Annotated in this window: 12 protein-coding genes; 3 read left to right on the forward strand and 9 right to left on the reverse strand. The window is 72.4% G+C overall.

Annotated elements, in window-relative coordinates; all coding sequences use genetic code 11:
* Positions 1–20: 20 nt before the first annotated feature.
* The 4 genes from ABT158_RS06270 to ABT158_RS06285 form a co-directional block, all read right to left on the reverse strand.
* Positions 21–851, reverse strand: a complete 831-nt coding sequence (locus ABT158_RS06270; protein ID WP_352351481.1) for a carbohydrate ABC transporter permease — start codon at positions 849–851, stop codon at positions 21–23.
* On the reverse strand, positions 848–1810 hold the full coding sequence (locus ABT158_RS06275) for a carbohydrate ABC transporter permease (RefSeq protein WP_352351483.1): 963 nt from the start codon (positions 1808–1810) through the stop codon (positions 848–850). The genes ABT158_RS06270 and ABT158_RS06275 overlap by 4 nt, the downstream gene beginning before the upstream one ends.
* A gap of 3 nt (positions 1811–1813) precedes the next feature.
* Positions 1814–3076, reverse strand: coding sequence for an extracellular solute-binding protein (locus ABT158_RS06280; RefSeq protein ID WP_352351485.1), 1263 nt, complete (start codon positions 3074–3076; stop codon positions 1814–1816).
* A gap of 108 nt (positions 3077–3184) precedes the next feature.
* Entirely contained in the window at positions 3185–4252 is a 1068-nt protein-coding gene (locus ABT158_RS06285; RefSeq protein WP_352351487.1) for a LacI family DNA-binding transcriptional regulator, read from the reverse strand.
* 274 nt (positions 4253–4526) lie between these two features.
* Between ABT158_RS06285 and ABT158_RS06290 the strand changes: the two genes are divergently transcribed.
* Complete coding sequence (locus ABT158_RS06290) at positions 4527–5402, forward strand: SGNH/GDSL hydrolase family protein (protein WP_352351489.1); 876 nt, start codon at positions 4527–4529, stop codon at positions 5400–5402.
* A gap of 29 nt (positions 5403–5431) precedes the next feature.
* Here the strand turns inward: ABT158_RS06290 and cydB are convergent, their stop codons facing one another.
* Positions 5432–6403, reverse strand: coding sequence for a cytochrome d ubiquinol oxidase subunit II (gene cydB / locus ABT158_RS06295; protein WP_352351491.1), 972 nt, complete (start codon positions 6401–6403; stop codon positions 5432–5434).
* 7 nt (positions 6404–6410) lie between these two features.
* Entirely contained in the window at positions 6411–7784 is a 1374-nt protein-coding gene (locus tag ABT158_RS06300) for a cytochrome ubiquinol oxidase subunit I (protein WP_352326394.1), read from the reverse strand.
* A gap of 156 nt (positions 7785–7940) precedes the next feature.
* On the opposite strand from ABT158_RS06300, the gene ABT158_RS06305 reads away from it, so the two are divergent.
* Positions 7941–8588 (forward strand): pyridoxamine 5'-phosphate oxidase family protein, encoded by a 648-nt coding sequence (locus ABT158_RS06305; RefSeq protein WP_352351493.1) that lies wholly within the window; start codon positions 7941–7943, stop codon positions 8586–8588.
* 18 nt (positions 8589–8606) lie between these two features.
* Here ABT158_RS06305 and ABT158_RS06310 read toward each other — a convergent pair whose 3' ends face one another.
* A complete protein-coding gene (locus ABT158_RS06310; protein WP_352351495.1) occupies positions 8607–9461 on the reverse strand; it encodes a universal stress protein in 855 nt (284 codons plus the stop codon).
* 274 nt (positions 9462–9735) lie between these two features.
* Positions 9736–10101, reverse strand: coding sequence for a nitrate reductase molybdenum cofactor assembly chaperone (narJ, locus tag ABT158_RS06315; RefSeq protein WP_352351497.1), 366 nt, complete (start codon positions 10099–10101; stop codon positions 9736–9738).
* A gap of 245 nt (positions 10102–10346) precedes the next feature.
* On the opposite strand from narJ, the gene ABT158_RS06320 reads away from it, so the two are divergent.
* Positions 10347–10988: a response regulator gene (locus ABT158_RS06320; protein ID WP_352351499.1), complete on the forward strand. Its 642-nt coding sequence runs from the start codon at positions 10347–10349 to the stop codon at positions 10986–10988.
* 76 nt (positions 10989–11064) lie between these two features.
* On the opposite strand, the gene ABT158_RS06325 is transcribed toward ABT158_RS06320, so the two are convergent.
* Positions 11065–12762: a sensor histidine kinase gene (locus tag ABT158_RS06325; RefSeq protein WP_352351501.1), complete on the reverse strand. Its 1698-nt coding sequence runs from the start codon at positions 12760–12762 to the stop codon at positions 11065–11067.
* Positions 12763–12780: the final 18 nt, after the last annotated feature.

A 12780-nucleotide genomic window follows, 5' to 3' on the forward strand; every position in this document is an offset into this window, starting at 1 on the left:
CCTGGGGGTCGGAGGTGTGGTCATTTGAGGCCCATGGTGGCGATGCCCTGCACGAAGTAGCGCTGCAGGGACACGAAGAGCGCGAGGATCGGCGTGATGATCAGCACGGCGCCGGCGAGCAGCGTGCCGTAGTCGGTCGCGTACTGGCCGGTGGAGTAGAGCGAGAGCGCCACCGGCAGCGTGTACATCGACTCGGTCTGGCTCGCCACCAGCGGCCACAGGAAGTTGTTCCACGAGCCGAGGAAGGTGAGGATGCCGAGGGTGGCCAGCGCGGGGCCGCACAGCGGCAGCACCACCCGGGTGAAGATCCTCGTCTCGGAGGCGCCGTCGATGCGCGCGGCCTCCAGCAGCGAGTCGGGGATGTCCAGCATGAACTGGCGCATCAGGAAGACGCCCACGGGCTGCGTGAGGAACGGCAGCACCAGGGCCCCGTACGTGTCCAGGATGCCCATCTTCGCGACGATCACGAAGAGCGGCACGAAGGTCACCACGCCGGGCACCATGATGGTCACCAGCACGACGCCGAGCAGGACGCGCTTCCCGGCGAAGTCCATCTTGGCCAGCGCGTAGCCGACCATCGAGCAGAACAGCAGGTTGCCGAGCACGGTGAGCACGGCGACGACGAGGCTGTTGCCGAAGAAGGTGCCGAAGTGCAGCTCGGTGAGCCAGCGGGCGAAGTTCCCGCCGGTGGGCGAGTGCGGCCACCACGTCGGGGGGTCGGCGAAGATCTCGTCCTGCGTCTTGAACGCGCCCAGCACCATCCAGGCGAACGGCGCGAGCCACACCACCACGCCGGCGGTCAGCACCACGTAGCTGAGCGAGCGCGCCGTCAGGCGTCCCTGCTGGGTCATGTGGCCCTCCTGAGCAGGCGGAACTGCAGGACGCCGACCGCCGCGATGACGACGAACATGATGTAGCTCGCCGCGGACGCCTTGGCGAAGTCGCCGAAGCCGAAGGCGTTGAACGTGTAGTACGTCATGGACAGCGTGGAGCCGAGCGGCCCGCCCTGCGTCATCACGAAGGCCTCCTCGAAGAACTGCAGGTAGCCGACCGAGATGAGCACGCAGCCCAGCAGGATCGTGGGGCGCAGCAGCGGGAGCGTGATGCTGCGCAGGCGGCGCCAGGGCCCGGCGCCGTCCATCGCCGCCGCCTCCGCGACGTCGGCCGGGACGGCCTGCAGCCCGGCCAGGAAGATCACCATGAGGGTCCCGGTGTTGCGCCAGACGGCCATCAGGATCAACGAGGGCAGGGCCCAGGTGGTGCTGTTCAGCCAGTCCGGCCCGTCGACGCCGACCAGGGCGAGGACCATGTTGAGCAGCCCGTCGCGGGCGAGGATGTGGCGCCAGATGACCGAGACCGCGACGACGCTCGTGACCACCGGCGCGTAGAAGGCGACGCGGTATACCGGCCTGAGCCGGCGGACGCCCGAGTTGAGCGCCAGCGCCAGCCCCAGCCCGAGCGCCACCGTGGCGGGGATGCCGACGAGGACGAACAGCGCCGTCACCCCGGCGGCGTTCTGGAACTCCGGATCCGTGAGGACGTCCGCGTACTGCTGGAGGCCCACGAAGTTCACGTTGAAGGGCGACTGGATGTCCCGCGCGGTCAGGTCCGTGAAGGAGAAGCCGATCGAACCGGCGATCGGCAGGACCATGAACACCGCGAAGACGACGACGAACGGCGCGGCGAACAGCCAGGCGACCGTCGTCTGGCGGCGCCGGCGTTCGGAGTTGGCTCCCCCGGCCCGGCGGGCGCGCACGTCACGGGAGGCGCGCGCCCGTCCGGGGGCGGTGGGCGACATGGGGTTCGACACCGCTCAGGACACCCCGATGCCGTCGGCCTGCTGCTGGAGCTTGCGCAGCGCGTCCGCCACCGGGTGGCCGCCCTTGACGATCTGCTCGATCGCGGAGTCGCCCGCCGCGCCGACCTTGTCGAAGGCGACGAGCTGCGGCGGCGCCTTGGCCGTCTTGAGCTGCTCGGCGAACGCGGCGAGCGTCGGGTCGGCGACCAGCGCCGGATCCTGCCACGCGCTCTGGGTCGCCGGCAGGTCGCCGCTGACCTTGTACCAGGCCGCCTGGGTCTGCGGCTCGCTGAGCCACTGGACGAGCTTCCAGGCCGAGTCGGGGTTCTTGGCCCCCTTGAAGACCACGAGGTTCGCGCCGCCGACGAACGAGGTCGAGCTCTTGCCCGCCGGAAGCGGCGCGGTCGCGTACTTGCCCGCGAACGCGTCCCCGCCGGCCTGGGAGATGGCGCCGCGCAGGAAGGGGCCGGCGACGAGCATCGGCGTCGTGCCCGTCAGGAAGTCCTTCACCGCGGCGGCGGGCGCCGTGTCGGCGTTCGGATCGGCGATGCGCTGCTTGAAGTACGACGCCAGGTACTCGTACGCCGCGGCGAACTCCGGGGTGTCGAGTGTCCACGAGGACTGGTCGGCGTTCATCAGCTCCGCGCCGTTGGACCACGGCATCCAGAGCGAGGACAGGAACGATCCGGTCGTGCCCGCGGGCAGCCGGATGCCCCATTTCGCACCGGCCTTGTGCTGCAGGTCGGCCGCCATCCGCCGCAGCTCGTCCCAGGTGGCCGGGGGCTTGTCCCAGCCGGCCTTGCGGGCGAGGTCCGTCCGGTAGTAGAGCGCGCGGACGTCGACGTACCAGGGCACCTCCAGCAGCCGGCCGCCGATCGTCCCCGTCGAGACGGCTCCCGGGTACATGCCCGCCGTGTCGATGGCGGCGGGCACGGGCGCGAAGGCGTCCTTGAACACCGGCAGGCCGGGCATCATGGCCAGGTCTGGAACGTTCCCGGCGGCGATGGCGGTCTGGAACTTCTGGTAGGCCGAGTCCCAGGGGATGGCGGTCACGTCGACCTTGACCCCCGGGTTGGCGGCCTCGAACTTCTTCACGAACTCGGGCAGGAGCTCGCCCTCGTTGCCCATCGCCCACATCGTGATCGCGCCGGCGGCCTTGGCCGCGACGCTGGAGGACGGCTGGGCCCGTCCGGCGCCCTCGTCGGCCCGGCCGCACGCGGTGAGCGCCGTCGCGGCGACGATCGCGGCCAGGGCCGCCACTGTTGATCTGTGTCGCACGGCCAGTTCCTTTCTGTCGGCCTGTGTTGCCTCCCCCGAACGGCTGAGAATTTATGCGCTTAACACGCCAGAAATCCAGCCCCAATGCGCAATCGAGATAAAACTCCGTCAGGAGCAGCCGCAGCTGCGGCCGCGCACCATGCGCGTCGGCAGCACGTACGACCTGGGGTGGGACACCCCCGACGCGGTGTCGGTCAGGATGCGCACCGCGAGCCGCCCCATCGAGGCGAACGGCTGGCGGACCGTGGTCAGCGTCGGGTTCGAGAGCCGCCCGGCGACGATCCCGTCGAAGCCGGTGATCGCGACGTCGTCCGGCACCCGGATGCCGTGCCGGGCCAGGAGGTCCATGACGGTGAGCGCGAGCTGGTCGGTGGCGCAGACCAGGGCGTCCGGCACGTCGCCGGCCGCGATGGCGGCCCGCAACGAGCGCAGGCTGTCCTGGGCCAGCGCGGTGGTGTCGAACGGCTCCTCGGGGACCGGCAGCCCGTGCGCGGCCAGCGCGGCCTGGAACCCGGCGAACCGGGCGGCGATGTCGGGCGCGGCCGGCTCGCCGAGGAACGCCGGGGACCGGCGGCCGTGCCGCTCGACCAGGTGATCGACGAGCTCGCGCACCGCGCTCTCGTTGGCCACCGTGATGTGGTGCAGCGGGTCGTGCATGGGCGGGCTGCTGAAGATCACCACGGGCACGCCGCGCCCGACGTGCTCCAGCAGGTCGCGCGCCGCGCCGCCCGGGAAGATCGCCAGGCCGTCGACGCTGCCGGCCAGGTCGAAGCTGCCCAGCGAGTCGCGGCTGGCCCCGGACCCGAGCATCACCGGGCGGCCCAGCCGCTGCGCCTCCAGCTCGAACCCGCGCTGGATCTCGTCGACGTAGAGCGGGAATCGCCGCACGTCGCCGAGGCCGTCGAGCTCCCGGGCGACCATGGCGTCGAGATCCTGGGCGCCGAGGTCGGAGGGCAGGAACATGTCGAAGGCGTACAGGCCGAGCGCCTGGGAGCGGCCCTTCGCGAGCCCGCGCGCGCTGCCGCTCGGCACGTAGCCGAGGGCCCGCGCGGCCTGCAGGACCAGCTCGCGCGTCGCCGGGCGAACCCGTTCCGGCTGCCGGAAGGTGTGCGAGACCGTCGCGATGGAGACGCCTGCCCGCTCAGCGACGTCGTAGACGGTCGCCCTCTGCGCCACCGGACCATCACCCGCCCTTCCCGGCGTCGCCTGCGAACGGATCGTATCCGCTTCGGGTCACCACCCTACGCGCCGCGCCCGGCCGATGATCACCACGCCCGTCCGGCGTTCCGAGGACGACCGCGACCCGGATCTTGACGGGACGCCCGCGCCCCGGCAAAACTAACCACCTGGTAGGAAATGGCTGCGCGCCGCGGGTTCGCCCTGCGTGCGCGGTGCTCACCTCCGCCGCCGCGCCGGCCCCTGCCCTCACCCCCCTCCAGAGAAGGTGGCCATGTTCGGGAAGAAGTCCCTCACACTCTCGGCGGCGGTCCTCACGGCGGCCGTCTCTTCGGTCTTCGCGACGCCGGCCGCGCACGCCTCCGCCCGCGACACCGCCGTCGGCCACTACGTGGCCCTCGGCGACTCCTACACCGCAGGGCCGGGAATCCCCGATCAGACGGACGCCGACTGCGGCCGTTCCGACCGCAACTACCCGACCCTGACCGCGGCCGCGCGGGCCGTCGCCGCCTTCACGGACGTCAGCTGCGCCGGCGCGACCACGGCGAACATGACCGGCGCACAGGGCGCGGCCCCGCCCCAGCTGGACGCGCTCCGCCCGGAGACGGCCCTGGTCACCCTGGGAGTCGGCGGCAACGACATCGACGTCAGCGGCATCATCGGCCGCTGCGTCATCCTCGGGAAGCTCAACCCCGGCGGCGCGCCGTGCAGGACCAGCTACACCCTGGCCGGCATCGACCAGCTCGCCGGGCGCATCGCCGCCACCGGCAACAAGATCGACGCCGTGCTCCAGGAGATCAGGCGGCGCTCCCCCGGCGCGGACGTCCTCGTCGTCGGCTATCCGGTCATCATGCCGGACGACGGGAGCAACTGTTATGCGACCGTCCCCATCGCCAAGGGCGACGCCCCCTGGCTGCGGGACGTGGAGAAGCGCCTCAACACCATGCTCGCCACCCGCGCCGCGGCGGGCGGCGCCCGATTCGTCGACACCTACACCGGCTCGGTGGGCCACGACCTGTGCAAGCCCCTCGGCGTCCGGTGGATGGAGCCGATGGAGGGCGTGGACTCGGTGGGACTCCACCCCAACGCCTCGGGCCACCAGGCCATGTCTGCCGCCGTGCTGGCCGCGGTGGACGCCGCCCGGAGCTGACGGCGCCGCCGCCGCCGATCCTGATGCCGTCAGGTCCGGACGGCGCCGGTGAGGCGGCGGCGGAACACCCAGTACGTCCACGCCTGGTAGGCCAGCACCACGGGCGTGAAGACGGCCGCGACCCAGGTCATCACCGTCAGCGTGTACGGGCTGGAGGCCGCGTTGGTCACGGTGAGGCTGTTGGCCGGGTCCAGGGCGGGCATGACGTTCGGGAACAGGCCGGTGAAGATCGCGGCCACCAGGGCGACCACGGCGACCGCGCTGGCGGTGAAGGCCCACCCGTCACGGCCGCGCACGGTCGCGGCCACCGCGCCGGCCAGGCCGAGGGCGACCAGCACCACGGCGGCCCACCGCAGCGCGCCGCCGCCGCCGTCCGAGAGCAGCAGGAACGCCATCACGACCAGGAACGCCGCCGGGGAGATGCTCTTGGCCATCCGGCCGGCGGCCAGGCGCAGGTCGCCGGTGGTGCGCAGGGCCAGGAAGACCGCGCCGTGCAGGGTGAACAGCAGCAGCGTGGCCAGCCCGCCGAGCAGCGCGAACGGGTTGAGCAGGGTCAGCAGCGTGCCGGTGTACTCGTGCTCGGCGTTCAGCGGCACACCGCGCACGATGTTGGCGAACGCCACCCCCCACAGGAAGGCCGGGACGAGCGAGCCCCAGAACAGCGCCCGGTCCCAGCCGCGGGTGCTGTCGCTCTTGCTGCGGTACTCCAGGGCCACGCCGCGGGCGATGAGCGCCAGCAGGATGAGGAACAGCGGCAGGTAGAAGCCGCTGAACAGGGTGGCGTACCACTCGGGGAAGGCGGCGAAGGTCGCGCCGCCGGCCACCAGCAGCCACACCTCGTTGCCGTCCCACACCGGGCCGATCGTCCTCAGGACGGCCCGCCGGTCGGCCTCCTCGCGGCTCAGGACGGGCATCAGGATGCCGACGCCGAAGTCGAAGCCCTCCAGCAGGAAGTAGCCGGTCCACAGCACGGCGATCAGGACGAACCAGACGTTTTCCATGATTTCCTCAGTAGCTCAGCGCGGGGACGGCGGTCTCGGGCTCGTCCTGCTCGTTCGGCCCGATCCGGATGAACTTGACCAGCAGCCGGATCTCGATGATCGCGAGCACGGCGTAGGCCAGGGTGAAGCCGACCAGCGTGATGGCCACCGAGGGGACGTCCGCCGTCGGCGAGACGGCGTAGGCGGTGCGCATCAGCCCGAATACGGTCCACGGCTGACGGCCCATCTCGGTGAAGATCCAGCCCATGCTGTTGGCCAGGAACGGCAGGCCGATCCCGGCGATGGCCAGCCGGTAGGCCCAGCGGCCCGCGGGCAGCCGGCCGCGCCTGGTCAGCCAGAGCCCGGCCAGGGCGAGCAGCGCCGACAACATGCCGAACCCGATCATCAGCCGGAAGGACCAGTAGGCCAGGCCGACGATCGGCCGGTAGTCGCCGGGGCCGTACAGGGCCTGGTAGCGGGCCTGGATGTCGTTGATGCCCTCGACCTCGCCGTCCAGGGTGTTGGTGGACAGCAGGCTCAGGCCGTAGGGGATCTGCAGGTTGACGTGGTTGCGGCCGTTCTCGACGTCGCCGATGGCGAACAGGGAGAAGCCGGCGGAGGTCTCGTCCTCCCACAGGGCCTCGGCGGCGGCCATCTTCATCGGCTGCTGCTCGGTCATGATCTGGGCCTGCCAGTGGCCGGAGAACGACACCCCGACCGCCGAGACCAGGCTGACGGCCAGCGCCAGCCGGGCCGAGGTGCGGAAGAGGGAGACGTCCCGCTTGCGCAGCAGGAACCAGGCGCTGACGCCCAGCACGAACGCGGCCGCGGTCAGGAACGCGCCGAACAGGACGTGCGGGAAGGTGACCAGCGTGGTCGAGTTGGTCAGGACGGCCCAGATGTCGGTCAGCTCGGCGCGGCCGTTGTTGATCCGGTAGCCGACGGGGTGCTGCATCCAGGAGTTGGCCGCCAGGATGAAGTAGGCCGAGATGTTGGTGCCGATGGCGGCCAGCCAGATCGTGGCCAGGTGCAGCCGGGGCGACAGCCGGTCCCAGCCGAAGATCCACAGGCCGAGGAAAGTGGACTCCAGGAAGAAGGCCATCAGCCCTTCCATGGCCAGGGGCGCCCCGAACACGTCGCCGACGAACCGGGAGTAGTCACTCCAGTTCATCCCGAACTGGAACTCCTGCACGATGCCCGTCACCACGCCCATGGCGAAGTTGATCAGGAACAGCCGGCCCCAGAACCGGGTCAGCCGCAGGTACTCCGGCTTCTTCGTCCGGTGCCACGCCGTCTGCAGACCGGCCACGATGATCGACAGGCCGATCGTGAGCGGCACGAAGAGGAAGTGGTAGACGGTCGTGATGCCGAACTGCCACCGGGAGAGATCCAGGACATCCATGCAGGCCAGGCTTCTCTTCCCGGCCGCCGCGCCGTAGGGCCGTGCGTCCCGGGGCCGAGGGACGTTGGTCCCATGAAGGGGCGAAGGACCCTGTCCGGGGTACGGGGTGCCTGGAAGGCTGCGACACGCATGAGGACGCGGCGGCAGGAGGAGACAGTGACAGGGACCGGCGACTTCGGCCACCGCATCCAGTACCACCGGCAGCGGCTGGGGCTCACCGTCGAGCAGGTGGCGGAGCGGGCGGACATGTCCGCCGGCTACCTCCGCTACATGGAGGAGCACGTGGACATCCCGGACAGGGGAACCCTGAACCGGCTGGCCGACGCGCTCGGGACCACCGGCCAGGACCTGCTGGGCGGCGGGCGCGACCGTCCGCCGGGCGTCGGGCCCGCGATGGCCGAGCCCGTCCTGGAGGTCCTCGACCGCGAGGAGTGCCTGCGCCTGATCGCGCCCGGCGGCATCGGCCGGATCGCGTTCAACGGCTCGCACGGGCCGACGGTGCTGCCGGTCAACTTCCGCGTGCACGACGGCGCCATCGTCTTCCGCACCGCCGCGGGCGGCCCGCTCGACCAGGACCTGCGGACCGGCCTGGCGGGCGTCGAGATCATGGTGGGCTTCGAGGTGGACCGGATCGACGAGGCCCGGCGGCAGGGGTGGAGCGTGCTCGTGCAGGGGCCCGCCCACCACGTGACCCCCGACGAGCAGGACGGCTCGGACGTCACCCCGTGGGCGGGCGGCGACCGGCGGCTGCACATCCGGATCGTCCCCCACCATGTCACCGGCCGCCGCATCCACTCCATGTGAAGGGGGCCGCCCCGGAGGTCAGAAGCGCGGCCGGACGACCGCCACCGGGCAGGCCGCGTGGTGCAGCACTCCGTGGCCGACCGAGCCGAGCACGGCCGCGGCGAAGCCGCCGAGCCCGCGCGCGCCCACCACCACCAGGTCGGCCGTCCCGGCGGCGCGGACCAACGCCGAGACCGGGTGCTCGCACGGCTGTTCCTCGCTGATGACCAGGTCGGGGTTGGCCTGCCGCCACGGGACGACGTGGCCGTGCGCCTGGCGGTCGGCGTCCTGCATGACCTCGATGAGGCTGCCGTAGGCGGCGGCGTACGGCGAGGAGACCGGGATCTGCCAGGCCGAGACCACGTGCAGCCGCGCCCGGCGCGCCCTGGCCTGCTCGACGGCGTACTCCATGGCCGTCCGCGCGTGCCCGGAGCCGTCGAAGCCGACCACCACCCGGTCGTGCCGCCCCTGCGGCGGCGTCCGGACGACGACGACCGGGGCGGCGGCGTGCCCGGCCACGGCCACGCTCACCGACCCGGCCTGCATGCCGGTGAACCCGCCGAGCCCGCGCGCGCCCAGCACCAGGCTGTCGGCCGCGAGTGACTCCGCGACCAGGGTGTCCACGACGTTCCCGGCGAGCGCCTCCGTCGTCACCCCGACCGGCCTTGTCTGCCCGGCCTGCCCGGCTCGTCCGGCCTGCCCGGTCCGTCCGGCCTGCACGGCCAGGGCGGCGGCGGTCGCCAGCGCGCGGGCGGGGTCGTCCGTCCCGCCGGGCCCCCGCACGTGCACGATGCGCAGGTCCAGCCCGCGCCGCGCGGCGTCGGCCGCCGCCCATTCCACCGCCGCGGTCGCGGGCGCGGATCCGTCCACCGCCACCACGATCTGACCGCCCATCACGTCTCTCCTTCCCTGGGATTCCGCACGCCCTCGGTTCCGCGCCGGTCAGCGCGACCAGCCGGGCACGCGCCGCCGGGCGCCGGCCACACGTGCCAGGCGACGAAGACCGTCAAGGCGACACAGAGGACGATCGCCCGGAGCACGACGCTCGCGGCCGTTCCTCGCCCTCGTCCGGCGGCGGCCCGTACGGGGCCGGGCCGACCTCCTCGGCGGGCGAGCCGGCCAGCGCGGCGAATTCGCACACCACCGGCAGGAAGTCGGGCAGTTCCCCCTAGGGCGGGGTGAGCCCGGCCACGCGGTAGCGCTGCTCGAGCGTCAGCAGGGCCATGTCCCGGCGGCGGGCGTCGCCGTGCAGGTAGGAGGTGAGGTGGAGGCTGGACCTGCGGCGCAGGTCGAGGGTCTCGACGTAGTGGCGGGCCAGCGGCAGCGGCTGCCGGTCGCCGAACCACCACAGGAACTGCTCCAGCGCCTGGCGCGGATGCCCGTCGGACAGCGCGGCGACGGCCTTGCGCAGCTCGGGGCGGGCGGCCGGCAGCCCGGCGTCCGGGTACCGCAGCAGCAGCGAGACCAGCCGGAGCAGCGCGGCGCGGTCCTGCGGCCGTTCGACGACGGCGCCCGGGGCGGGCGGCAGTCTCACGACGCCGGCCCCTTGCCGGTGAACACCTTCAGGCCCAGGCGTCCGTCGCAGCGGCGGCCGGTCACGCCGGTCCACGTCGCTCATGACTCCTCCCCTGCCACAACGGTCATGGGATCCAGGCTGCTGGGCAGGCGGGCGCTCCCGGCAGGGACCAAAGTCCCTTCTCACCGGCCGATGGGCCCGCGACCGGCGCCCGGGACCTTGGTCCCTACTTCCGGGTGACGGCAGGCGGTAGCGTCGGAGACATGATTCGTGTGTTCCTTCTCGACGATCACGAGGTCGTGCGGCGTGGCGTGGCCGCCCTGCTGGGCTCCGAGGACGACATCGAGGTGATCGGCGAGGCCGGGACCGCCGAGTCGGCGATCGCCCGCATCCCCGCCCTGAAGCCCGACGTCGCGGTGCTCGACGTGCGCCTGCCCGACGGCAACGGCGTCGACGTGTGCCGGGAGGTGCGCTCGAAGCTGCCGGGGCTGGCCTGCCTCATGCTGACCTCGTTCGCCGACGACGACGCCCTGTTCGACGCGGTGATGGCCGGCGCGTCGGGCTACGTGCTCAAGCAGATCCACGGCTCCGACCTGGTCGGCGCGGTGCGCACGGTGGCGTCGGGGCAGTCGCTGCTCGACCCGCAGACCACCGCCGCCATGTTGCAGCGGCTGCGCGACCAGGCCGCCCGGCAGGACCCGCTGGCGGCGCTGTCGGAGCAGGAGCGGAACATCCTCGACCTGATCGGCGAGGGGCTGACCAACCGGCAGATCGGCGAGCGCATGTTCCTGGCCGAGAAGACGGTCAAGAACTACGTGTCCAACCTGCTGGCCAAGCTCAACATGCAGCGCCGGACGCAGGCGGCCGCGCTGTCGGCGCGGCTGCGGGCCGACCGTCGCGACTGAGCGTCCCCCGCGCCGGGACTTCCGCCTCTGATGCCCGTGATGCGGCCCGGTGACGCGCGAGGGGGTGGGGCGGCCGTCACAGCGGGACGTGCCAGCGCAGGCGGGTGCCGCCGTCCTCCGGCGTCTCCAGCTCGGCGGCCCCGCCGAGGTCGGCGGCCCGTTCCTCGATGTTGCGCAGGCCGCTGCGCCGCCCGCCGTCGCCCACGCCGACGCCGTTGTCGCCGACGAGGAGGGTGAGCCGGCCGCCGGCGACCTCGATGGAGACCTCGGCCCGGGTGGCGTGGGAGTGGCGCACCACGTTGGACAGCGCCTCGCGCAGGACGGCGAGCAGGTGTCCGGCCACCTGGTCGGGCACCAGGGTGTCGATCTGGCCCTCCATGCGCAGGCCGGGCATGAACCCCAGGTGCGCGCCCGCCCCCTCCACCAGGTCGACGATCTTCGTGCGCAGGCTCGGCGCGGCGTCCTCGCGGGGGGCCTGGAGGGCGAAGATGGACGAGCGGATCTGCCGGATGGTCTCGTCCAGCTCGTCGATGGCGTGCTGGAGCCGTTTGCCCGCCTCCGGCCGCTCGACCAGCCGGACGGTGCTCATCAACGTCATGGCCGTGGCGAACAGGCGCTGGATGACGACGTCGTGCAGGTCCTTGGCGATGCGGTCGCGGTCCTCCAGCAGGCCGAGCCGTTCGGCGTCGCGGCGGGCCTCGGCCAGCTCCAGCGCGATCGCCGCCTGCCCCGCGAACGACTCCAGCATCTGCTGGTCGGCCCCGCTGAACGGCAGCCGCCCGCCGCGCTTGGCCAGCATGAGCACGCCGCGCACGCGGGGGGCGGCGCCCAGCGGGACCATCAGGCCGGGGCCGTAGCCGAGCCGCCGCAGCGGCGAGTCGGGGTAGGGCGCGCCCGGCAGGTCCCGCTCGGACCTGGGCTCGGCGTGCGTGAACGCCTCCCCCGCCAGGGTCGCCGAGACGTCGAACGCCATCCCCAGCAGCTCGTCGGCGCCCTCGCCCTCGGCCACGTCGACGGTCAGCGTGCCGCCCGACGGGTCGGGCAGCAGCACCTGGACCAGGTCGGCGTCGGTCATCTGGCGGGCCCGCGCCGCCATGGTGGTGAGCACCTCGCGGGAGCCGGCGCCGGACAGCAGGCTGGTGGTGATCTCCGAGGACGCCTGCAGCCAGGTCTCGCGCCGGCGCGACTCCTCGTACAGGCGGGCGTTCTCCACGGCAACGCCGGCGGCGGTGGCCAGCGCGATCACGATGGCCTCGTCCTCCTCGTCGAAGTCGCCGCCGCCGCGTTTCTCGGTCAGGTAGAGGTTGCCGAACACCTCGTCGCGCACGCGCACCGGGACGCCGAGGAAGGTGCCCATCGGCGGGTGGCCGGGCGGGAAGCCGTAGGACTCGGGGTGATCGGAGATGCGGCCCAGCCGCAGCGGGCGGGCGTCCTTGATCAGCAGGCCGAGCAGGCCCAGCCCGTGCGGCCAGTGCTCGATGCGGGCGATCTCCTCCTCGCTCAGCCCGACCGGGATGAACTGGACGAGCGTCTGCTCCTCGCCGACCACGCCGAGCGCCCCGTAGCTGGCGTCCACCAGCTTGGTGGCCGTCTCGACGATCCGCCGCAGCACCGTCTCCAGGTCGAGGTCGCTGCCGACCGAGACGACGGCCTCCAGCAGCGCGTGCACCCGGTCGCGGGTGGCGAGGACGGCGTTGAGCCTCGTCTGCAGCTCGGCCAGCAGCTCGTCGAGCCGCATCTGGGGCATCAGGCTGCGCCGCTCACTTTCCGACATACCGTTCAGTGTCCCAGC

Source organism: Nonomuraea sp. NPDC001636 (assembly GCF_040298265.1).
Classification (GTDB): domain Bacteria; phylum Actinomycetota; class Actinomycetes; order Streptosporangiales; family Streptosporangiaceae; genus Nonomuraea.